Annotated in this window: 24 protein-coding genes; 10 read left to right on the top strand and 14 right to left on the bottom strand. The window is 42.7% G+C overall.

Going from position 1 to position 23,062, the window contains the following annotated elements; translation table 11 throughout:
* Positions 1-32: 32 nt before the first annotated feature.
* On the top strand, positions 33-1,337 hold the full coding sequence (truD, locus tag JMX91_RS09535) for a tRNA pseudouridine(13) synthase TruD (protein WP_201548813.1): 1,305 nt from the start codon (positions 33-35) through the stop codon (positions 1,335-1,337).
* Between the two features lie 97 nt (positions 1,338-1,434).
* Here the strand turns inward: truD and JMX91_RS09530 are convergent, their stop codons facing one another.
* A complete protein-coding gene (locus tag JMX91_RS09530) occupies positions 1,435-2,862 on the bottom strand; it encodes a sensor domain-containing diguanylate cyclase (protein WP_227679358.1) in 1,428 nt (475 codons plus the stop codon).
* Between the two features lie 270 nt (positions 2,863-3,132).
* On the bottom strand, positions 3,133-4,014 hold the full coding sequence (locus JMX91_RS09525) for a PHP domain-containing protein (protein ID WP_201548811.1): 882 nt from the start codon (positions 4,012-4,014) through the stop codon (positions 3,133-3,135).
* A 292-nt stretch (positions 4,015-4,306) separates the two neighbouring features.
* On the opposite strand from JMX91_RS09525, the gene ispZ reads away from it, so the two are divergent.
* The 6 genes from ispZ (at position 4,307) to JMX91_RS09495 (ending at position 9,167) form a co-directional block, all read left to right on the top strand.
* Positions 4,307-4,858, top strand: coding sequence for a septation protein IspZ (gene ispZ, locus JMX91_RS09520; protein WP_101205812.1), 552 nt, complete (start codon positions 4,307-4,309; stop codon positions 4,856-4,858).
* Between the two features lie 103 nt (positions 4,859-4,961).
* Positions 4,962-5,288 (top strand): YciI family protein, encoded by a 327-nt coding sequence (locus JMX91_RS09515; RefSeq protein WP_102092803.1) that lies wholly within the window; start codon positions 4,962-4,964, stop codon positions 5,286-5,288.
* 56 nt (positions 5,289-5,344) lie between these two features.
* Complete coding sequence (locus JMX91_RS09510; RefSeq protein ID WP_227679357.1) at positions 5,345-5,734, top strand: hypothetical protein; 390 nt, start codon at positions 5,345-5,347, stop codon at positions 5,732-5,734.
* 124 nt (positions 5,735-5,858) lie between these two features.
* Positions 5,859-7,910 carry a tRNA (5-methylaminomethyl-2-thiouridine)(34)-methyltransferase MnmD gene (gene mnmD / locus JMX91_RS09505; RefSeq protein WP_201548809.1) on the top strand — a complete coding sequence of 684 codons (2,052 nt, stop codon included), beginning with the start codon at positions 5,859-5,861 and terminating at the stop codon, positions 7,908-7,910.
* A gap of 101 nt (positions 7,911-8,011) precedes the next feature.
* Entirely contained in the window at positions 8,012-8,446 is a 435-nt protein-coding gene (locus tag JMX91_RS09500) for a secondary thiamine-phosphate synthase enzyme YjbQ (RefSeq protein ID WP_201548807.1), read from the top strand.
* An 82-nt stretch (positions 8,447-8,528) separates the two neighbouring features.
* On the top strand, positions 8,529-9,167 hold the full coding sequence (locus tag JMX91_RS09495) for a hypothetical protein (protein WP_160022277.1): 639 nt from the start codon (positions 8,529-8,531) through the stop codon (positions 9,165-9,167).
* A gap of 143 nt (positions 9,168-9,310) precedes the next feature.
* Here the strand turns inward: JMX91_RS09495 and JMX91_RS09490 are convergent, their stop codons facing one another.
* The 7 genes from JMX91_RS09490 to ffh all read right to left on the bottom strand — a co-directional run bounded on the left by JMX91_RS09490 (position 9,311) and on the right by ffh (position 15,845).
* Positions 9,311-9,988 carry a DUF4112 domain-containing protein gene (locus tag JMX91_RS09490; RefSeq protein WP_201548805.1) on the bottom strand — a complete coding sequence of 226 codons (678 nt, stop codon included), beginning with the start codon at positions 9,986-9,988 and terminating at the stop codon, positions 9,311-9,313.
* Complete coding sequence (gene ubiA, locus JMX91_RS09485; RefSeq protein ID WP_201548803.1) at positions 9,981-10,898, bottom strand: 4-hydroxybenzoate octaprenyltransferase; 918 nt, start codon at positions 10,896-10,898, stop codon at positions 9,981-9,983. Before ubiA ends, JMX91_RS09490 begins: the two co-directional genes overlap by 8 nt.
* Positions 10,899-11,027: 129 nt before the next feature.
* Positions 11,028-11,270: a hypothetical protein gene (locus JMX91_RS09480; RefSeq protein ID WP_201548801.1), complete on the bottom strand. Its 243-nt coding sequence runs from the start codon at positions 11,268-11,270 to the stop codon at positions 11,028-11,030.
* 91 nt (positions 11,271-11,361) lie between these two features.
* Positions 11,362-12,261, bottom strand: a complete 900-nt coding sequence (locus JMX91_RS09475; RefSeq protein WP_201548799.1) for a class I SAM-dependent methyltransferase — start codon at positions 12,259-12,261, stop codon at positions 11,362-11,364.
* Positions 12,262-12,343: 82 nt separating this feature from the next.
* The gene (locus tag JMX91_RS09470; RefSeq protein WP_201548797.1) at positions 12,344-13,186 is read right to left on the bottom strand and encodes an undecaprenyl-diphosphate phosphatase; all 843 of its coding nucleotides are present in this window, start codon (positions 13,184-13,186) and stop codon (positions 12,344-12,346) included.
* Between the two features lie 143 nt (positions 13,187-13,329).
* Positions 13,330-14,031: a tRNA (adenosine(37)-N6)-threonylcarbamoyltransferase complex dimerization subunit type 1 TsaB gene (gene tsaB, locus JMX91_RS09465; RefSeq protein ID WP_201548828.1), complete on the bottom strand. Its 702-nt coding sequence runs from the start codon at positions 14,029-14,031 to the stop codon at positions 13,330-13,332.
* Between the two features lie 269 nt (positions 14,032-14,300).
* Positions 14,301-15,845 (bottom strand): signal recognition particle protein, encoded by a 1,545-nt coding sequence (ffh, locus tag JMX91_RS09460; RefSeq protein WP_057761369.1) that lies wholly within the window; start codon positions 15,843-15,845, stop codon positions 14,301-14,303.
* Positions 15,846-16,297: 452 nt separating this feature from the next.
* On the opposite strand from ffh, the gene JMX91_RS09455 reads away from it, so the two are divergent.
* Positions 16,298-17,062: an inner membrane protein YpjD gene (locus JMX91_RS09455; RefSeq protein ID WP_413786790.1), complete on the top strand. Its 765-nt coding sequence runs from the start codon at positions 16,298-16,300 to the stop codon at positions 17,060-17,062.
* 85 nt (positions 17,063-17,147) lie between these two features.
* Here JMX91_RS09455 and purU read toward each other — a convergent pair whose 3' ends face one another.
* Together purU and JMX91_RS09445 are read right to left on the bottom strand one after the other, a co-directional pair.
* Positions 17,148-18,068 carry a formyltetrahydrofolate deformylase gene (gene purU / locus JMX91_RS09450; RefSeq protein WP_227679356.1) on the bottom strand — a complete coding sequence of 307 codons (921 nt, stop codon included), beginning with the start codon at positions 18,066-18,068 and terminating at the stop codon, positions 17,148-17,150.
* A 204-nt stretch (positions 18,069-18,272) separates the two neighbouring features.
* Positions 18,273-20,339 (bottom strand): Ig-like domain-containing protein, encoded by a 2,067-nt coding sequence (locus JMX91_RS09445; RefSeq protein WP_201548794.1) that lies wholly within the window; start codon positions 20,337-20,339, stop codon positions 18,273-18,275.
* A 483-nt stretch (positions 20,340-20,822) separates the two neighbouring features.
* Between JMX91_RS09445 and rpmB the strand changes: the two genes are divergently transcribed.
* The gene (gene rpmB / locus JMX91_RS09440; RefSeq protein WP_057761372.1) at positions 20,823-21,059 is read left to right on the top strand and encodes a 50S ribosomal protein L28; all 237 of its coding nucleotides are present in this window, start codon (positions 20,823-20,825) and stop codon (positions 21,057-21,059) included.
* Between the two features lie 128 nt (positions 21,060-21,187).
* Positions 21,188-21,343, top strand: a complete 156-nt coding sequence (gene rpmG, locus JMX91_RS09435) for a 50S ribosomal protein L33 (protein ID WP_010201403.1) — start codon at positions 21,188-21,190, stop codon at positions 21,341-21,343.
* A gap of 139 nt (positions 21,344-21,482) precedes the next feature.
* Here rpmG and JMX91_RS09430 read toward each other — a convergent pair whose 3' ends face one another.
* The 3 genes from JMX91_RS09430 to JMX91_RS09420 form a co-directional block, all read right to left on the bottom strand.
* Positions 21,483-21,794, bottom strand: coding sequence for a hypothetical protein (locus JMX91_RS09430; RefSeq protein WP_201548793.1), 312 nt, complete (start codon positions 21,792-21,794; stop codon positions 21,483-21,485).
* 221 nt (positions 21,795-22,015) lie between these two features.
* Positions 22,016-22,327 (bottom strand): hypothetical protein, encoded by a 312-nt coding sequence (locus JMX91_RS09425; protein WP_057761376.1) that lies wholly within the window; start codon positions 22,325-22,327, stop codon positions 22,016-22,018.
* A gap of 143 nt (positions 22,328-22,470) precedes the next feature.
* On the bottom strand, positions 22,471-22,869 hold the full coding sequence (locus tag JMX91_RS09420; protein WP_201548792.1) for a hypothetical protein: 399 nt from the start codon (positions 22,867-22,869) through the stop codon (positions 22,471-22,473).
* Positions 22,870-23,062 lie beyond the last annotated feature (193 nt).

Below are 23,062 nucleotides of genomic sequence, written 5' to 3'. Positions count from 1 at the left end.
CATTATTAATAAACAAAATAAAAGACGACCTTATGACTTCTCAAGACAACCAAAACGAAATAACTATTACTTCTCAAGATAGTTTAGATAGCCAAGCTGCTACTCTTGATCCAATAGCTGTTGCTCAAAACGCTAATGAACGAACAGCTAGTGAGCAAATTGACCTAGCTCATATTGATATTACCACTATTACAGATACTGCAAATTTGCCACAGCCAAGTTTGCAGCCGATACAGCAAGCGACTTATAAAGCCAATGCGACTGATTTTATCGTTAATGAGCTATTGCCGTTAGACTTCACTGGTGAAGGTGAGCATTTATGGCTACATATTGAAAAATCAGGCATGAATACTGCTTATCTGGCGAAACTACTGTCAGAGTGGGCAGACATTCCATTGCGTGACGTCGGCTACTCAGGGTTAAAGGATCGTCATGCGTTGACGACCCAATGGTTCAGTTTGCGTATACCAAAAAAACAATTACCGCCTACTGAGTTTGCACCAGTAGATGTCGGTGAAAATGAGACTGTCACTATCCTTGCGCAGCATTGGCACAATAAAAAACTCAATCGCGGTACGCACCGTGCCAATCAGTTTGTTATTACTTTACGTGATATCCAGTTTGCGAGCGCTAGTGACGAAAATGGCGAAAATGACGCATTACCCGAGCAACTACTATCTGCAAAAGAGGCCGTCGAGCAGCATCTAACGCGCATTGGCAAAAACGGTGTACCCAATTATTTTGGTCCACAGCGTTTTGGCCGTCAGGGTAACAACGTCAGAGAAGCTTTATCACTGTTTGCTCGTCCACCGCGAGAGCCTCGCCCGCAACCAAAAAAGAGCAAACGCAAACGTGCCCCGCGCGAGCAAAATACGATGGAATTGTCTGCTGCACGTAGTTTAATATTTAATGAGATATTGGCAGCGCGAGTGCGTGATGGCAGCTGGAACACTGGCCTAGCAGGCGAGGTGTTTAATTTAGATGGTTCAGGATCGATATTCACTAGTGAGGCACTAGATGATACGTTGCATGCTCGTATTGACAGTGGCGATATTCATCCAACTGCCGTGCTATGGGGCACGGGTAACGATAAAGTCACTGGTAGCGCTGCAGATTTAGAGTCCACGGTAGTACAACACAGCCCCCTACTCATGCAACTAGCAACTGGATTAGAGCAGCGCGATATTAAGGCGCAAAGACGAGCGCTACGTCTACCGATTGAGGCGTTAAGTTGGGAGTGGTCGGACGATCAAACACTGGTATTAAACTTTACTTTAACTACGGGTAGCTTTGCCACAAGTGTGCTCGCAAGCTTGGTACAGCAATTAGCGTCTTGATTGTATCAAATCGAAGCCTCAATTGGACCAATCAATAGAATATCAGCCATACTAATAATACTTATACAGTGTTAGCGGTATGGCTGTTTATGAACGACTAGCGACTTTTATAAAGCGATTGCTTACCGCCTTCTTTTTCAGCCCACATCTCATTTGCGCTAACAACTTGATTGCGACCACGGTGCTTAGCCTCATACAAGGCTTTATCTGCTGTACTAATCAAACGCTGGCAAATATCACTAGGCAGCTTTTGTATTGAGGCAATTTGGCTTTCCGCGCGCTGAGTAGCAATTGGCTTGATAAGAGGTGATGTTCGAGCGACGGTCTTTTGCTGCGTAATCTTTTCATACCCTTGGACAATACAAGCTCGTTCTTCATGAGTTAAAGTATATAGCCCAAAACTTGCTGTCACATTAAAATCAGCCAGACCTTCAATCTTCATGACATGTTCAGCGATATTCAGTCGTAGTTGCTCGGCTATCATCATAGCGCTATCATGCTTCGTATCTGGCAATACAATTAAAAACTCTTCGCCGCCGTAGCGACTGATGATAGTCTTATCTGTTAATGATTGTGATAGTGTCTGTGAGACTTCAATCAGAACCTGATCACCTACATCGTGACCATAATTATCGTTGATCTGTTTGAACCAATCCAAATCTAACAGCATGACGCTTAAATCTTGATATTCTCGCACAGTAGCCAAAGCATACTTCATTTTTTTCAAACCGTAGCGACGATTTTTAAGCTGAGTAAGCTCGTCCTGATTGGCATGTCGTAAGGTTTCTCTTCGACTGTCATCTAATGACACTAACAAAATACGAAACATATAAATGATAAAAATAGCTTTTGGTAGCGACATATAAATATGAGTAGAGCGCCACAAAAGGTTGGAAGATTGACGCAGGTGATTAAGACCCTCCCAGGTCAACGCCTCATTTTTGATGATAGTCATATCACTATGAGTCATATAACTATGAATACTAGGAGGAAGCGTGGTTGCCGTAAGTTGGCGTAGATTGGGTATCGTAATACCAAAATAAGGAAGCAGCGATACTACTAAGATCGCAATAATTTGCCCTATAAATGCTCGCCAAACGTAATTCCGGTTAATGAGCATCATTCCTAGCATAGCACCACCTACTAGTGATACACCCGTTACCAGACTACTATGCCCTAGTATGGCGACAATAAAAGTAATATAGACACTATAAATAGTGATGATTAAAGCTTGCCATATGTGCAGATTGCTAATGACGCTTCTAACTGGTGAAAAACGACTGGACATCCATAGTAAGAAAACACCAACTATAGACACGCTAGTCCATACTGGATAGAGCAGGTTGATATCAACGTAAGCGCCATAAGTATCGCGGCGATACCATACAAATAAGCACCATAGCCAATGTGAAAAAACCTCCATCATCATAAATGCTGTTAGTAGAGCTGTCCTATCAGCAGCATCCCACTCAAAAACAGCCTTAGAAAGCTCTCTGTGGCCTAGATAGAACTTATATACAGCCATAATGCACTACCGCAGATAGTCAAATTTATAGAGTTAAAAAATAGCGAGCCGTGAGCCACGATTAAGGTCTATTCAGTGTGGCAATTTATACCTAAATTATCAATCTGTTTTACGCATTTATTTCCCAATAATTTCTCTATGAATGTAATTATGTTTACGTAGCTATTTTGGCCTTACTCATCATGATAAATAAGGCCTTATCACTATTGGAAGTAACCTTACTAGAAGTAACCTTATTAGAAATAACTGTAAAAAGGTAAATCTCACTCATTAAGCAAGCGTTGCAAAAGACTCCCAAACCCCTTGCTGATCATCATTTAAAGTAGGAACATCGCCCAAACGTCGCCAAGGCATGTTGCTACCGTGAAAATCACTACCGATAGATGCCGCAAGACCATGCTCAGCAATGCTACGGTCGACCATTCTGCGGGTACTAATTGGCTCACTAGTGGCTGGTAGTTCACAAGCATCTCCGCCAAGCTGCGCAAACTCTTCAATCAGTTTACGCACGCGTGTCGCTGATAGTTGATATCGCGTGGGATGTGCGAGCACCGCTTTGCCGCCGCAAGCATGAATCAGCTCGATACCATGCTGCATCGTCAGCGCCTCGATTGCTACATAAGCAGGTTTATTATCTGCTAGGTACTTATCAAAGGCTTTTTGAACGGTTTTGACTTCACCGCGCTCAAACAATACCTGTCCAATATGGGCGCGGCCGACTGCTTGTGGGTTGCCGCCTGCTTTATCGAGCACTGCCTGCCATAGCTCATCATAATTAATATCTAATAATTCACTCAATTTTTCGGCGATACGCTGACCACGAGTTGCTCGACTGTCTTGCAGTTGCTGCAACGTTGCATGCATTTTTTCGCGATCAGTAAAGTCCAGTCCAAGTACATGAATAATTTTATTGGTAGACTTATTCTTTCCGTAACCACCGCTTAATGTATGTTCACAACTGATCTCAACACCATTAATAATTTGCATATCGCAGGCACTGGCAGCGACCCTTGCCTCGTCAATTCCTGCCAACGTGTCATGGTCAGTCAATGCCAATACGTTGATGCCCGCTGCATGGGCACGCTGTATGACCTCGGTCGGTGCATAGGTACCATCTGAACAAGTACTATGGCAATGTAAGTCGATTTTCATAAGCTGAGCCTTAAAGTGTTAAATAAAATAAGAGTAGAATAAAAGCTAGTGAGCAGACTAGTCATTATTACTATTATGAGTATTGTGATTTGTCTTGCTCATTCTGTAGATTTAGCAGTTATTGGTGCTGTATTCGTGTTTATATTTGGCCAGCGGCATGGTCATCAGGCGCAATAAGAAAGTATTACTCTGTAGGTTGCGGATATCGCATGATTATCGTGTTGATTGCTTTTTTTTGGTGCAGTAGACGTGTAAACTACCCCATACGTTTTTGTTGGATATACCCTTTGCTATGAAAGCATTATTAGACTTTATTCCCTTAATTGCCTTTTTTATCGCGGCGCGTTATAACGGTATTTTAGCCGCGGCAGGGGCTTTGCTCGTCGCCACTATTATCGTTTACGCCATTCATTTTATTCGTCAAAAAGGTAAGTTTGATAAGCAGCAATGGGTTGTCTTATTATTAACGATTTTATTCTGCGGCGGCACATTACTGCTGCGTGATGATATTTATCTGCGTTGGAAATCGCCCATTATCAATGGTATTTTTGCGTTGACGCTATTCGTCAGTGCCGCTATTAATAAGCCATTGATGCAGCTTGCTATGAAAGAGGTATTTACCCTGACGCTTAGCGGCTGGAAAAAGCTGACCGTTGCTTGGGCACTGTTTTTTGCCCTAATGGCTGTATTACATTATATCACAGCGTTCACAATGTCAGATGAAGCTTGGATCAACTTTAAGACCTATGGCTGGATTCCGATTATGCTGGTGTTTGTCGTGGCTCAATTTGCCGTGTTGAAAAAGCATCTTAACCCTGCCCTAACAGACAAAGCCACTAAATAGTTCTGTTGCCTTGTCATAGCATCAATCACTTTATTGCTATGACGTTTATATTAAGCCCATATAAGCTCATCATTACTCTTTTATTATTCACTAAGGAAGTCTCATGTCTTTATTTGCCATCATTGGTCATGACGTGGCTAATAGCAGTGCACAACGTCTGATTACTCGTACTGAACATATTGAACGCCTAAAAGCACTGCATCAACAGGGTCGTCTCGTTATCGCGGGGCCAACGCCTATCGAGCATGGCAAGAGCGATATGTCAGGCAGCTTAATCATTGCAGATTTTGATTCTATCGAAGCGGCTCAAGCATGGGCAAACGATGAGCCTTACTTACGTGATGGCGTGTATAGTCATGTCGATATCAAACCATTTGTTCAAGCATTGCCAGCGCCAACTGACAGTAATAATCAAGTAGCTGCATCGTGATCCAGAGAGTCTTTTTTTCACCTACCCGTTTCTATAAAAGTGCCCTGATTGGTCTCATGTTAGTGACAGCCGTTTCGGTGCAGGCTGCACCTGCGGCGTCCATAACACCTGCTGTCGATGCAACCGATCCGACAGCAGTGCTGCCTTTGACTGGTCCAGTAACGGCGCGCGCTTTGCCAACTAAAAACTCAGCGCTAGATATCAATGATACCTTGGCGGCACAGTTGCAACCATCTACTAAAGCATTGTCAGCTGCCAATCAAGAACTGCTCAGCCGTAATGCACAATTACAGCGTCAAGTGAACGACTTACAGACTCAAGTAAATGTCTTGGTTTACGAAAGTAAAGGACAGTTGTTTCTATACGGTGCGTTTACCGTTTTGATCAGTCTATTAGTCGGTATTTTTGTCTCGTGGTTAGTATTTGTCCGTCGTGAGCGCTGGTAGCATATACTGTGCTAGCACTGACTTGCATTACTCTCCTTCGCTGCGTCTGACCAAATGTCGATATCATTGATCCGTCACAGCTGATCATTGAGCTACCGTTACTGATATTCCTAAGAAGTGCCTCATGTCTACCGCTAATCGTCAAAACCCTGAACATTTAAAGGTTATCACGCCTGCCAAGATTGACTGGCAAACGGATGATACTGGCAATATGGTGCCAGTATCAGGTGAGTTTGGGGATGTGTACTTTTCTCATGCGGATGGTTTGGCAGAGACTCGTCACGTGTTTCTAGAGCACAATCAGTTACCAGAACGTTTAGCACACCTGGCACCAAAGCAATGCTTTACGATTGCTGAGCTAGGCTTCGGAACTGGGCTTAATCTACTAGCGACGTGGCAATTGTGGCGACAATTACGTGAAACCAATCCGCAATTAGCAACGGCTCGTCTGCACTTTATTACTACTGAAAAGTTCCCTATACCGCTAGCGGATTTGACGCAGATACTTGCGTTATGGGGTCAGCGCGCACCGGAGCTAATGGCATTTATTGAGCCACTTTTGGCTGCATATCCGCCCCTAATTGCAGGCTGTCATCGTTTAAGTTTTTCTCATGATAACTTAACCGTCGATATGTGGCTTGGTGATGCTGCAGAAAGTCTAAGCAAACTGGCATTAGCCCATTCTAACCAGCATACACCTTATATTGATGCTTGGTTTTTAGATGGTTTTGCGCCTTCTTGCAACAGCACCTTGTGGGCTGACAGTATCTTTGCACAAATGCAGCGCCTATCACGCCCTCATACGACTGCCGCTACTTATAGCTGTGCAGGTATCGTCAAGCGCGGACTAAAACAACATGGCTTTCAAATTAAAAAAGTCAGAGGTTTTGGTCGAAAGCGAGAAATGCTAACGGCCATTATTACCAATGCAGAAAATGGTGATACTGATAGTGTTAATGAAGGTCGCGATGCAAAGCAGGAAACAACTTATAGCACATTTGAACACACTGTCGTCATTGGTGCAGGTGTCTCAGGGTTGCTCACAGCTTGGTCGCTTGCCAATCGTGGTATTACTGTCACTTTATTAGATAAATCAGCGCCCTTAGCAGGTGCATCGGGCAATCCTAGAGCATTACTTGCGCCCAAAATGACGCCGATCCACCATGTTGACGAGCATCTGCATACCATAGGCTATCTCCATAGCAGCAGGCTATATCGAGACCTTAATCAAACAGCCGTACAGCTTCATACAGCACCGATACTTGAACTGACTGGCGCCCTTGATTTACTCATAAAAGCCAATATCGGTACAGAACAAATTGCCGACTATCCTGATGAGATGGCGACCACCCTATCGCACGAGCAAGCACAGATTACTAGTGGTCTAAAAGAGCAGAACTTATCAGATAATTTATACTTACCTCAGTCTGGTCTGGTCAACCCACAAGCATTAAAAGACATCATACTGACTCATCCGCTCATTCACTTTCAGCAGTTAGAAGTGACTAAAATCAACGAGATTGAGCAGCAAGTTCGTATCGAAGGTATTGATGAAAGCCTTAACATTGCCACTATAACTACTGATAACGTCGTCATTTGCGCGGCTTTTGAAAGTCATCAATTGGATCAGCGTATTTTTGACTGTCGTAAAATTCGTGGGCAGTTGTCTTGGTTTATGCCCTCGACGGAGCAATTAATAAAGCTACCTAAAATACCGCTTAAATATAGTGGTTACTGTGCGCTGTTCAACGCGCAGACTGGAGATAATGAGTTAAATACAGTCGTCGCTGATAGACCCTATTTATTGCTCGGCGCGAGTTTTATCCGCAATGACACAAATACTGACATACGTCCTGAAGAGCATCAAATTAGTCGTGATAAGCTAATTACCGCCATTCCTGAAATGGCATCTATTATTCCGGCGGATACGAGTCTGTGGCAGGGACGAGCTGGCATTCGCACCCAAACGCCTGATTACCATCCTATCGTTGGACAGTTGGCAAACAGTCAGCGAATATGGACGATGAATGCGATGGGCGCAAAAGGTTATGCATTGGCACCTATTTGTGCTGAAGCATTAGCAGATATGATGCTAGGGTCATTCGCACCACTGTCAGAGACGATGCTCGCACGCTTATCACCCAATCGTACACGTTTGCAAACGCCACTTGTTTAAGAGTAGATGACTCTTGTGTAAATAACAACAATGCTCTCTACGGTTTATTCTGTCTTATGATATCTTAGTTTGATGTCGACTCTAATAATGAGATATACCCCATGAGCTATTATCAAACCACCCTTACTCTACCCGCCTATGCGCGCGGCATTCATATCATTACTCCGAAGGTTGAAGAAGCTATTTCTCAGCTGCTACCTCACTCTGCCAAGGTAGGGTTGGTTCATCTATTTTTGCTGCATACGTCAGCCAGTCTTGCAATCAATGAAAATGCTGATCCAGATGTCAGACTAGATACAGAGGATTGGCTCAATAAAATCGCACCAGAAGATCAGCCAGAGTATCGCCATACCCTAGAAGGCTCAGACGACTTGCCAGCACATCTCAAAAGCATAATGCTTGGAGTAAGCTTGACTATACCGCTTGTCGATGGTGAGTTAGGACTGGGAACCTGGCAAGGTATTTACTTATGTGAGCATAGAAACCTGCAAGAATATGGCGGACAGCGTAAGCTGGTGATTACGGTAAATACGTAATAATATACTGTCAATAAATAGCAGGTTGACCCTTGCCAATTGCCCCATTTACGTAGAGCGCTATTAAGGGATAAAGCTGATTATGAATACTTCTCTCTCAAAAGTACTAAACTTACGAAAATCTAAACTGCTTTATCGTACGGCTCCTGCTATTTTCTTCAGTCTGTTGCTACTTACTGCTTGTCAAAAAGATCCAGAACCTGAAGCAACTGATATAACTCCAGCTGAGACCTCAACGCAAACCACGCCCGTAACGACTAATATTAACGTTGATGCAGCCGAAGGTAGCAATGCAGATGATGCTCAAAATGTAGCGCAGACTGATTCAGAACGTGATATGAGCTTAACAGAGTTAAATAAAGATCTTAGTGATACTACGCTCACTGCAAATGATAGCGCTGAAAAACCTAATCCAGAACAAGCTATTAAAGGCGCACAAATCACTGATGTCCGTTATAAGAGTGCAGCAGGTGAGAATTTGTCCGTAGTCTTTGAGACGTCGGCAGCTGGTATGCTCAACGCTATCATTACTCGTCCCAATCAACCAAAAATGACCTTAAGTGCACCAGAAGGCCAAGGCAATAATCCTACCTATCAATCAGCTGACGGTAGTATCCAACTCGTCAGTCATGCTGGTGGCGGCACTATCGACCTTATCCGAAACAATAAAGTCACTAGCTTTGATGCCGTCAGTGCTGAAGCAGAAGTCATCACTGAATAAAGTCTGAGGCGGCCTTTGTTTCAATGCCCTATTTAAAATCATAAAAAAGGCGGCAAACGTTATTATCGTTGCCGCTTTTTTCGTTTCTGTGTATTACTATGTACTGACTTGTCTCTACTGAGCTGTCTGATAAGTGATTATATTTACCCAAATCCAGTCGATTGCCCAAACATCCCAACCAACCAGCTTATCAATGCCCACAGCCCCCAGCCGACAAATACAATGACCAGCAGTCCAAGAAAATCAGGGATATGCAAATATAACCAAGCAACGATTGGATTGCGCCAAAAAAACCCAAAGCGGCTTTGCTGTTGCTTGTCTTCTAATGACTGGTGCAAAAACGGTCGATCCATATGCATGGTTTCGGTAATACCATACTCATGATGTAGATGCTCGTGCACGATACCCAGTGTCTTACGGCTAGGACGAATAAAAATATCTAATAGCGTACCAATCCCAGGTACGATACCAACGACCATATCAATAAGTGCCAATCTAACCGCTGGCGTCATTTTATGAGCGGGCACACCTAACTGACGTCCTAATATAAATGCATAACTGGTCAATGCCAATCCTGCCAAGTCTCCTGCTAGTGGAATGGTCGAAAGCGCCGCATCCGCACCCATTCCTTGCTTGGTAAAAGGCACTCGTACTAGTGAATCCATGGTATTGGCAAACTTCGCCAACTTACGCTCAGTTGCGATAACTTGTTCGCGCGTCAGACCATGCTCCGCAAGTTTAGCTTGATAGTCTACGCCTGAGGCATTTGTATCAGACGGTTTCTTTGATTTGAACCTCGGTAATTTATCGAACTTATCCATTTAGCGTCGTCCATATGCAAGTAATTGCGATGAGCGCAAAGACATAGCGCCCTACCCAGATATTGGCCAAGAATGCCTGAAAGCAAGCCAAAGGATTGCGACTGGCACAAGCGCTGTTTTGTTTGGTAAACATCATCGCAACTAGCGCCAATCCGAATACGGGTGTCACGCCTAGCGTTGTTGGGGCAAAGTAATGCCACATAGCTGCGCCCATCATGAGCAAAAATAGCATTTGTAGGATTGAGATAATAATCACATCATAGCGGCCAAATAATATCGCTGTTGATTTGACGCCAATCTTGAGATCATCCTCACGGTCGGCCATCGCGTACTGCGTATCATAAGCCACCGTCCAGCACATATAAGCAAAGAATAGCAGCCAGCACCAAATATCGGGAGCGCCCTGCACCGCCACATAAGACATCGGTATCGCCCATCCAAAAGCAGCTGCTAAAAATACTTGCGGCAGATGGGTATAGCGTTTCATAAATGGATAAACAAACGCCAATACAACGGCACCAAGCGACCAGTAAAATACAGCTATAGGCAGGAAAAATAGCAGACTGGCACTTAACAGCACCAATACTAAAAATGCAGCGACGGCTTCTTTACCAGATAAGCGTCCATCTGCTAACGGGCGGCCTTTAGTACGAGTCACATGACCATCTACTTTGCGATCCGCAAAGTCATTGATCGCACAACCAGCCGCTCGCATAAATATTGCACCAAGGGCAAATATCGCAAATACTTTGATACTTGGCAACGCTGCTGTCATTCCTTGCTGCTGCGCTTGACCCATTGCAGCGAGTAGTACGCCCCATAATGTTGGCCATAAGAGCAGCTCAATGCCGACTGGCTTATCAAAACGGGTTAGTTGGATGTATGCTTGTAGCTTGTCTTTAAATGTCATGGCTTTTTATTATCATTGTTTGAATACTTTTTATGCGCGCTTATATATTTAACTCAGAGCAACTAAATTAATTTTTGAGTGGGTTGGTTGCTGAGGTTTAATAGACTAATTACTAAGTTAATGGTCTGGCTACTGAATTTGTGGCCATAATTTATTCGCTTCGATCAGTGATAGCTCAGGATATTGCTTGCGCAAAGCTTTTAGTGCTGGGACTTTGTCTTTTTGTTTAGCTTGCTGACGTAAAAATGCCAGTTGCTCTTGTGGATTGCTCAGCTCTTTTAACCGTGCCTCAAGCCGAAGAATGCGAGTACGCAGCATGATATTAATCAACAATAGAATTGCACCCATAACCCAAATGATTAACGCTGACATTCCTTGCTCCTAAATCCATTAACTTTGAACACATAAGCTGATTAATTGCGTACATTTACACTCGTACATTCGTTATCACAAAAAGCAGCTATCAGACAAAATACCCATCAAAGCGTACGGCCTCATTGTGCCAGCTTTCGCTAGCAGGCTCATCAGCAAGCAGCGGTGCATACTGTGGACGCTTTACGACCACGCGACCTTGACCTTGCGTACTTTGTTTGACAACGGCCTGTGCACTACTTAGTAGTTGTCGCTCTTCATCTGATGTTGGTGGGCGAGCCAATTGGTGCAGTGCCTGCATATGCTTACCGACTTTTGCCCCTTTACCTGTCTTACTATCTTGATAGCTATCCTCTGGGAACATCGGATCCAAATAGACGACATCGATTGTGGTAGCGTTATCGGCTACGGTACCAGCCTCTAGATTCGCAAAATAACTGAGCGCATCAGTGTTAATAATCTGTAGACGGCTCATGAGCTTTTGCCAATTGGGTAGCGCACTCATACGCTGCTGCTCTGCAAGTAACAGCAATGCCATCAACGGCTGTTGTTCAAGCATAGTGACTTGGGCACCAGTACTGGCCAATATCAAACTATCATGCCCAAAGCCAGCGGTTGCATCAATAACGTGACTATCTGATGTGATTTTGGCCGCTTGTAATAGCAGCTCAGACTTACGGCCAGCACTCACTACACGGCGCTGCAACTTGTCCCACTCAGGTGCCACACTAAGCCCATCACTTAGCCATGATAGCTTATCTTTATCATCTAATAATAGAATGGGCTGAGTAGATGCTTGGCTCAATTGCTGACGGCGCTTTTGAGTTAATTTCTCTGTAGCGACTTTAATATCTAAAATGATTGGTAATGTATGCTCAGCTATCAATGCCTGTAGACTCTCAACCTGTGCTTGCTGGCTGTCATTGACGTAGAATAACTGACAATGTACAACAGCACCTGTCTCGTCATACGTTTGGGGCACATCGGTCATAACCATCATCCTATTTGCTGCTTATTTTCACTATAAATTACTGCCGTGTTAAATCATTGGCATTATAAACTACAGTCTAAATCTAGCCAGCCATTTGATAACCAAAGCCCCAAGCAGCGACCAGCACGATAACACCTGTAATGATGCGCAGCCAAGCAAAAATAGTAAAGTCGCGGCGACTTACCCATGCCACAAGTAAGCGAATACAAAGTAGCGCTACTATAAATGATACGATGGTTCCAATACCTAGCACTAGCCAGTCTTCACTGCTCGCCAGTACGTCACCATGTTTGAGTAAATCCAACAGTGCCGCGCCTACAATGACAGGAATACCCAAAAAGAAAGAAAACTCAGCAGAAGCCTTACGTGAGACACCTAACCACAGCGCGCCAATAATAGTGGCACCTGAGCGTGACGTCCCTGGTATAAGAGCTAAACATTGAAATAGTCCAATCATCAGCGCAGTTTTTATGCTGACATCTTCAGCTTCTTCTGCAATGACCGTTTTAGGACGCTTTTCCACGTAAAATATCAGTAGACCGCCGATGATGAGCATAATGGCAACGACGATAGGATTAAACAAATAAGCTTTGATTTCATCGGCAAAAGCAAAACCAACAATCATTACAGGGATAGTAGAGACAATCAGACTCAGTCCCAGCTGTCTAGGATTGGTCATACCCTCTGCTTTCCCAGTCAGCAAACCCATCAGCGCTTGCCACAATCTACCCCAATAGTCATAAATCACTGCCAAAATAGCGCCAAGCTGTACCACCACGACAAATAAATCAACTTTTTCTTTAGTCCAGAAACCCATCACATCTGCTGATAAGATCAAATATCCCGTACTAGAGATGGGTAAAAATTCAGTGATACCTTCAACGATACCCATGATGACAGCTTGAACGAATAAAACTATATCCACAGTGACTTTCCTAGAAACAGACTGGCCTAAAAAAAACTGACCTAAAAACAGACCGATTGGCTGTCCTATATTAACGTTGATTTTATATGGGTATGCGCTTGCTAAACACTAAAAAGCTGGCTGCAAAAAGCATATTTATAAAGCTATGCTTTGCCTTGCTCTTTAAGTGTTTTCCAAGCTTGATTACGTAGATATTTTGGCAATGCCTGCGACGCTTCTGTACCACCATCGTTTGCAAACTGGGCAATACCAAGCTGCCCAATGACAACCGCATCTGGCCACACATCTTCATGGCAGATTTGCTGATCATGCCTTGCCAATAGCGGCGCGCCATTACCCGCGATAGGCAGGTTGAGTACTGTTTGGCTATCATAATCTAATAGCTGCTCAGTGCTATCACTGCCATAAGCCAATACTGGCTGCATAATGTTATGACCTAATTGGTCATCGGTTATCAACTCATACTGCCCAAAGTAAACTTGCTGCATACGAGCATCAAGTGCGCTGTATAGGTGTGTCAGCCCGTACTTCTGATACGCACATTGTGCGATTGCTTGTAGGCTTGAGACGCCAACACAAGGCAAATCATGCGCTACAGACAGAGCCTGTACCACTGCCGTATTGATGCGGATACCACTAAATGCACCTGGCCCACGGTTGAATATTAAAGCCTGTATATCAGCAAGACGTAACTGCGCCTCAGACAAGGCAGCATCAATCATCGGTAAAATCTGCTGAGTCTGCTGACGCTTACCTGTTTCGGTATGGCTCGACAGTACCTGTCCGCTCGAATCTAAAATCGCGATCGAACACTGGTCGAACACGGTATCCATTGCTAAAAACATCACAACCTCGGCTTTTACTTTTGGCGTTCTAAATTGATTTATCAGATTTTAATAATTTTTAATAACGATCTATCATTCATGTACTATCAGAATACTGACAGAATGAAGCAGCGCCTATCATAGCATTTAGGGTACACGAATTTTATTAATTTCTATATTTTTCACACTTTATCCATCAGTGTTTATCTGCAACTGATAACGATAAAAGCCCCAAAGCTTCATTGGCTTTGGGGCTTTTATCAAACGTCTTAAAAATAACTAATCGTTATCTAAAAGCGGGTTTTGAACTTCTTTGGTGCTTGGTTTTGCATTTCTTGCATTTGCTTTTGCATCTCTTCAGTGCTCGGCATGTTGTTTGGATCCAGTCCCATTTGCTTGGCCATTTGTTCTGGATTCACGTCTTTAGCGCCACCTTGCTGACCGCCACCAAACAATGGACCGCCGCCACCGCCAGCACTACCGCCACCCATGAGCCCTTGCATAGACTTCATCATTTTACTGATGCCTTCAGGCTTTGAGATCATTTTCATCATTTTTGCCATTTGCTTGTGCTGCTTGAGCAAACGGTTAACATCTTGAATCTCACGGCCTGAACCTGCAGCGATACGGCGCTTACGACTTGGGTTAATCTTATCGGGGTTTTTGCGCTCAAATGGCGTCATTGAGTTGATCAACGCTTCCATCTCACGTACTTTTTCTTCTGGTTTGGCATCTTCGACGGCTTTTTGCATGTCTGAGCCGCCCATACCAGGCATCTTATCTAAGAAACCTGCCATACCGCCCATGCTCTTCATCTGCTGGAACTGAGTCAATAGATCCTCAAGGTCGAAGTCACCGCCCTTTTGCATCTTTTTCGCCATTTTTTCGGCTTTATCACGGTCAATTTTCTGCTCAACTTCTTCGACCAGACTCAGTACATCACCCATACCTAGGATACGCTGCGCGATACGCTCAGGGTGGAACAGCTCTAGCTCATCTAATTTTTCACCGCGGCCCAAGAACTTAATTGGCTTGCCGGTGATAGCACGTACAGAGAGCGCCGCACCGCCGCGAGCATCACCGTCAGTTTTGGTTAAGATAACACCCGTCAGTGGCAACGCATCATTAAAGGCTTTTGCGGTATTGGCAGCATCTTGACCAGTCATTGCATCGACGACGAATAGCGTCTCAGATGGGTTAACCGCAGCAGTTAGCGCCTTAATCTCATCCATCATGGTATCGTCGATATGTAGACGACCTGCCGTATCAATAATCAAGATATCTTGATACTGGATTTTGGCTTCTTCAATCGCACGTTTTGCGATATCGATTGGATTTTCATCCGTGCTTGAGTTCACAAACTTAGCATTCACCTGACCGGCTACTTGCTCAAGCTGCTTGATAGCCGCTGGACGATAAACGTCAGCAGAGACTAGCATGACTTTTTTCTTTTGGCGCTCTTGAAGATATTTGGCCAACTTACCAGCTGTAGTCGTTTTACCTGCACCTTGCAAACCTGCTAGCAAATAGACAACGGGCGGTTTACCTGTCATCTCTAACTGCTGATTTGCACTGCCCATCATTTCGGTCAGCTCGTCGTGTACGATTTTGACAAAGGCTTGACCTGGCGCTAACTCTTTTAGCACCTCAGCACCAAGCGCTTGTTCTTTTACGCGTTTTACAAAATCACGAGTGACAGGTAGTGCTACATCGGCTTCTAACAACGCCATACGCACTTCACGTAGCGTGTCTTTGATATTGTCTTCGGTCAACTGCCCAGTACCGACGATGTTACGTAGGCTCGACGATAAACGTTCTGTTAAGGTATCAAACATAAATAACTCTCAGTTAAAATGGTTTTCAATTAAATAATACGCAATTAAAATAACTCTGAATCAAACCATTAAAATGGTTCATAAATAATATTAGGATACGCTATAAGATATTAGGATATTGCATGACAAGGGACATGATAAAAGAATTATATTATCAATACTATAGCATTAACATGGCTCAAAACTTATAGTCGTTTCGCAAAGGACACAGCGCTTATAATTGTAGTTAACTTTTTACAGATGACATATTTTACGTTTTGCGCTATGCAACACTGCCGATCATTTATAAGTTATAAGCAAGATGGTGCTCAATTGGCACCCATTTTATGATAAATTGGACGATTATTCTAATCATTCTGATAATACCACTTTAGCGACACATTGAGCGGCAGTTTATGCTCAGTATAAGATGAGGCTTTTTACCTGTGCACTTTGCATTCTTACTTGCTAGCATGGCTTATATCTTAGTCAGCATCCATATTGGTTGGGCGCTGGTTCAGGACAAACCTATCCACAAAAGCCTCAGTTTGAGCTTATTGCTCATCGGTATGGCTTCACATGCGGCACTGCTATATCCATACGTTGTGACGCTGTATGGTTTAAATTTCAACTTATTTAATATAATCAGTCTGACCAGTTTATTTTTCTTATTCTTTTATCTGTTGTTCTGTTTATATCGCCCTATTCTTAGTCTTGGTATTTTGGCTGCGCCCACTGCGCTAATAGGTATGACTGTCGGTTATGTCGGCCGTGCCCCTTATCAACCGCTCACTGATGTCAGTATCGGGCTTGAAGTTCACATCATATTATCATTGGCTGCCTATTGTGTGCTGTTGATGGCGGCGGTACAAGCACTATTTCTACGTTTACAAATACGTGAGCTCAAGCATCATACCATTCACCGCTTTTGGGTCAATAAACTACCTTCCTTGCAAAGTATGGAGAGTTTATTATTCGATATGCTGTTGGTAGGCTTTGTATTGCTCAGTATCGCACTGGGGATTGGATTTATCTATGTGCAAGATTTGATGGCGCAACATATCGTGCATAAGACTGTTTTTAGTCTGCTGTCGTGGTTATTATTTGGTGTACTACTATTCGGTAATTGGCGTGCAGGCTGGCGAGGCAAACGTGCTGCCAATATCACTATTTATGCCTTTATTCTGTTAGCGATTGGCTTTGTGGGTAGTAAATTTGTCTTAGAAATGCTCTTATAAAATATATTTTCAAAAAAAGGCGGTCGGCAACAATAGTTACTGACCGCCTTTTTTATATTTTTAGCCAACTCACTATTAAGTTTTCTTAGTTGAATACGACTGTCTTATTACCTGCCACAATCACACGATTTTGCACATGCCAGTTTACGGCACGTGCTAATACGTTGCGTTCGATATCACGGCCGATAGCACGTAGCTCTGTCACCCCTTGGCGATGCGTCACACGGTGTACATCCTGCTCGATGATAGGCCCTTGATCAAGCTCAGCTGTGACATAGTGCGCAGTTGCGCCGATAAGCTTAACGCCTTTATCGTAAGCTTGACGATAAGGATCTGCACCCACAAACGCCGGCAAGAAAGAATGATGAATATTGATAATCTGCATCGGCCAACGTTTGACGAAATCTGATGACAATATCTGCATATAGCGCGCCAATACTAACAAGTCGTTACCTGCCATTAACTTATGGATCTGCTCTTCTGCATCGAACTTATTGTCTTTGGTCACTGGCACATGATTAAAGGTAATACCAAAATTTTGTACTGCTTGCTTTAAATCAGGATGATTGCTGACCACACAAGTAATCTCGCAATCGAGCAGTCCACGCTGATGTCGCCATAATAAATCTAACAACGCATGATCAAATTTAGATACCAAAATACCGACTTTGGTCTTCGTTGCATTATTATGTAGACGCCAATCCATATCGTGGCGCTTAGCAACCGTATGCGCAAAGCTGGCCTCAAAATTCTCGATAATATCGCTCAATCCTGCCAAGGCAAACTCTAAACGCATAAAATATTGCCCGCCTTCATGCGCCGTTGAATACTGATCGAGCGTAATGATATTAGCACCATAACGATGAATAAATTCAGAGACTGCCTGTACGATACCTGCCTGATCTTTGCATTTGATGAGCAGCGTGGCTGTATCAATAGCGCTAGGAATCTGTTTGCTCTGAGAAGCTATGGTCGATAATGAAACCGTTTTGGTGTTGTCTGACATAATTCGCCCAATATAAAAAATGATGACTTATCGCTGAAAAATTGCTGACAGCATAGTAAACCGGTTATTTTAATCTTTTTTGTGATGTTTTGCTGAGCGAGTTGGTTGTTTTTGGTTATTTATGCCGATTTAACTTTTTAAGAAGACAACGCAAAAACCCCAACATCGGGTTGGGGGTTTTTTAGTTGTCAAATAAAAAAATATTTAGAAAATTTGAACTATCGTAGTTTTTGAAGTTGGTGCTGGAGTGGTAACTGATAGCTTAATGCTGTCACCATTAGCGCAGCCTTTAGTCGATACAACATAACTGACATCTTCAGTACTTTCAAAAAAGTTTTGATTCGTCGTACCATTTACCTGATTTAGATCAACAAGTGCGGGTACGGTTATATTTCCACCTACAATTTCTGGTTCACATGTCAGATCGTTGTCAGTATCATCTTTTACTACAAGGCTTAGTGCGGTTCCAGATGGCATAGAAACTGTTCTCACGCTATTACCATACATCTCGAAAGAGACAAACCCAGACACCTGACTATAATTATAGAAAGTTGGTGTATCGTTCGCGAAACCCATAATGACTTGCTTGCGTAGTACTGTCGGCAATAAATTATCACATTGGGTAGCATCAGTATCATTGTCTACTATTAAGTTCGGTAGATTAGGCTGTGACAACGTCGCTGCTGCACAAGTCGCTTGGTCACCACCTTCCTGTTCACCTCTTTTATAGACAAACTCACCTGGCGTATACTTCAAATCCTCATTATCGTCTCGGAAAAAATTACCAATATTATCTAATAGCTCGTCAATACCAACAGTATAGACGTTATCGCCATTTAAGTCTGAATACGCTTTGTCGCCTTCTACATAAGCAATGACACTAACACGACCATTGGCAGGTCTAGGGTTTTGCGACGTAAATGTTACTGAGCAATTACCGCTAACTGTGGCACAATTTGGCGTTACAGTCCCGCCTTCCGCTACAAAACTTACTACAGTGCCATCAGGAACGAAGTTACCTTGACGGTCAGTCAAATAAGCCGATATATTTGTAGAGTCAATAGCATTGTTAGCCAAAACATTTTTGCCTATTGCTAATGTTACGCCATTCTGAGTAGGACGGCCTGTTGCAACAGATATATTCTTCGCTAAAGCAAAAGTATCAGCATTTGATTTTAAAGAAGCCTTAATTTCCACAGGGCCTGGAATATTTCCAGGATATAAATTTACTGTGACTTTCCCTAAAGAATCACTTTTTAGAGTTTTCGAGGCTCGATTGCCTTGCGAGACGAAATTAAAGTCACTTGGTGATTTAATTAAATCTAGAGTAACTTCTTGGTTCGCTGCAGGCACACCGTTAGCGTAAATAGTAAAATCTATCTGGCTAGATGAAGATGAGCCGCTATTTTTTGCACCCAATACAACAGAGTTGGTCGTCGTATAGACAATAGAACTCGCTTCGATGGCTTTAATATTTACATCAATACTTTGTGAAGACGATGTGTCGTTTGCCGTGACTGCAGTGATGGTTTGGATACCTTCACACAAATTACCATTACTATCAATAGCGCTATAAGTCGAACTCACATTGCCTTGATTTGAAGAGCTGATGCTAGCGTTCTCAAATGAACCACAAGTCGATGATAAATTAACACTCACGTCATTCTGAAATTGATCAGTTACTGTGTCTTTGGTTTGCAGTGTAACGATTGTAGAGCCACCAGATTCTAAAGTGTCTTCACCCGTCGAAAAATTCACCAGTGTAATATCAACCGCTTGTAATGAGTAGTTATAACTGGCAGTGGTTGCACTCACATCGTCATATACTGCTGTAGCAGACAAACTGTAACTACCAGTATCAGTAGAAGACAGTGGTACGACCGATGTTGTTGCTACGCCTTCCGCATTAGTTAGTACTGCTCCATTGGATGTGCCAAACTGTACACCATTGCCGCTAAATGTCACCAAAGCACCACTTACCCCATTACCCTCAGAGTCAGTAACAACTACTCTAGCCGTAACACCTGACATAGAAATTACTCTAGTCAGATTAGCGTTTGCGTCTAATAGAGATACCGTACTAACATTTAAAACGTCTCCAATATCACCACTACCCACACCTCCATCATCAGTACCTATCGTAACACCCAAATCAGGCGCCGGTGCAATCGTATCAGTGCCATCACCGCCGCCACAACCTGCTAGGGCTAATGATAATGTGAGCGCTGTCAGTTGAAATAGCTTAGAAGTAGGTAGCGAGTGGTATGACATGGTTTTAACTCCGCATAAGCAGTGATTTATCAAACAAATAGGCAATAATCATTACACAGAATCAAGAGAAACTGATGATGATACATGGTTTTACAGTAATGCCAGTGTATTAACAGATTGTATTAAATATATAACAGCAACTTTACTGACTTTTGTTATAACTTACAACTAAAAATTAATCTTTGCTATTAGATAATCAACAACATAGCGCATTCATTTCAGGGTATAATAGCCATCCTTTAATCCAACAGTTATTATAAAAATATTTGAGTATTCATCTGTTTTATGGTATAAATGTCGGCTTTAAAATTTTCTGAATTGGTCAGCCTGTTATTTGCCTTTAGATAACAGCAAAACCAGCTCAATCTTCATATAGTTTTGTTTGGTGCAAAGCTGCCGCTTGCTGTGTCCATGCCGCAAAAACGTGCAACTTGCCCAGACTGGTATGAGAAAAACTCATACCTCATAGATTAGGAGTTCGCCATGTCTCGAGTTTGCCAAGTGACTGGAAAGCGCCCTATGGTGGGTAATAATGTTTCGCATGCAAACAACAAAACCCGTCGTCGCTTTCTACCAAACCTTCACAACCATCGTTTTTGGGTAGAGTCTGAAAACCGCTTTGTACGTCTACGTGTGTCTACCAAAGGTATGCGCATCATTGACAAACTTGGTATCGATAAAGTGTTAGCGGATCTACGCGCACAAGGTCAAAAAGTTTAAGTTAAAAATAGCAGTCAAGTGATGACTCTCATCATTTAGGCTGCTGTTTTGCTACATTAATTGTGGCAACTCACTCTTTGAGACACGTACCTATCGTTTGAAGACCCCTCATTTACAGGAAAGCTATCATGAGAGATAAAATTAAATTAGTATCAACAGCTGGTACTGGCTATTACTACACCACTACCAAAAACAAGCGCACTATGCCTGGTAAAATGGAAATCAAAAAGTTTGATCCAAAAGTACGCCAGCATGTGATCTTTAAAGAAGCTAAAATCAAATAATCTCCATTTTATAAATGGTACTATTTGAACAAAAAAGGGTTTATCAATTGATAAACCCTTTTTTTATGCCTGCAGTCTCATGTCGCTAAGCTACGTCTTCAATTATTCGCTTTAATTAGTGCTCAGAAACAACTAAAAATTAGCTGTAGTGTGTTGGTTCTTTATCATATACATGCGCATGCCATTTACTCATTTGCTTTTGCATAATGACTTGAATCGCTGCATGAATCATATGTTGGCCAATCGCCTGAGTATCGCTACCAAGTAGTTCTTTTAGCTTGTCAGAAAAATCGATAGTCATCAGCGGCGCTTCATCTTGTTCAGCATCACGCAACAACAATCTACCATCATCTGCTTCCACCAACTCTAACGTGGTTTCTTTGGCAAATCCTGCAAACTGATCGCTATTCTCGTTATCTACTTCTATATCATTATCGATATCGTATGGCATTAATGTGTTCCTTATTATCCCGTTTAGTACTGGTAGAGAAACTGGTCATTGCAAAGCAGTTATTTATTGAAAACAAACTCATTCGGCAAATCTATCGTCTTACAGTAACGCGGGTAAATCTGTCTTACTCATACAATGGACGCTTTAACACTGGAATTCAAGGGCTGTCACATAAGTCTTCGCTATAAAAGCAAACTTGAATGCCATGTCGTTTGTATATATTAGTGCCAATAACGTAACTTTCCTAATGTAAATAAGAATGCCACAAACATTCCAAGGTAATAAACCAGCTTTAGCTCAAGGCTAGGATCACGATACTTAAATGGCAGTGCAACGGTGGCCGTCGCAGTGGGCAATATCAGCAGCATGAGTAGCCAGTTCTCAATGACATTTAGCCAACCTTGTAAGTCGGTTCCGTGACGTAGTGACGCCAACCCCATTAACAAACAAGCGATAATTAAGCTGGTAAATAAGCCATTTGGTAAGTCTTTAGGATAGATAATTTTAGCAATACTGGCTGGTACGATTCTCATATAAAATTCCAGTCATGCTTGTAGAACATGGCTTAATGATTAAAAATGTAAAATATTACGATACTGTATAGGCGTGAATAAACAATATAGATGCGAATAAACAATACAGGCGCGAAAAAGCATTATATCTGCAGCTAAACAACTTAACTATAAGTACCCATCAGCCATAACATCGATATACAAGAGGTCAAATAACCCAAACTAATCGCGTTCCAACTCTCGATATGCAGGCCTTTAACTTTATTAAGTATGCGAGAGCCTACCCAAAAAAATAGCGGAATGCCTAGCATAAATGCAGGCACAATGACTGCAGCGTGACGCAGCACGGTTTCAACATCATCACCCACCATCAGGCGAAAGCCATAACCTGCCAAACTAAGTACAAGTGCAAACATCGCTAAGCCAATGGTAATGCCTCTAGGTACCAAACTGCGCTGCGGTGTTTCACTATCAAGTGCTTGCCTAGCCTGCTGATTCAACGTCTCATGAGAACTTGCTTGCACAGAAGGTTCTGTTGAACTGCTAGAATTGTTTGTGTCCATATTTCACCTTTACGTGACTGACCGTTATATATAGTTGATTCAATTTAAAAGAGATACAAGGCAACTGAGTGCAGATGTATACGTGATACTTCAGGCGCGGTTAACGCTGTCGCTCTTTTATAGAGGATTAACTATATAGTCATAAGTTATACAGCACATTCTAATATTATTATGGCATGGCTAATAGCGTTTA

Origin of the sequence: Psychrobacter sp. Pi2-1 (genome assembly GCF_904846645.1) — a bacterium.
Classification (GTDB): Bacteria; Pseudomonadota; Gammaproteobacteria; order Pseudomonadales; family Moraxellaceae; genus Psychrobacter.
Note: the sequence above shows the minus strand (reverse complement) of the source record. Positions and strands in the feature narration are given on the sequence as shown.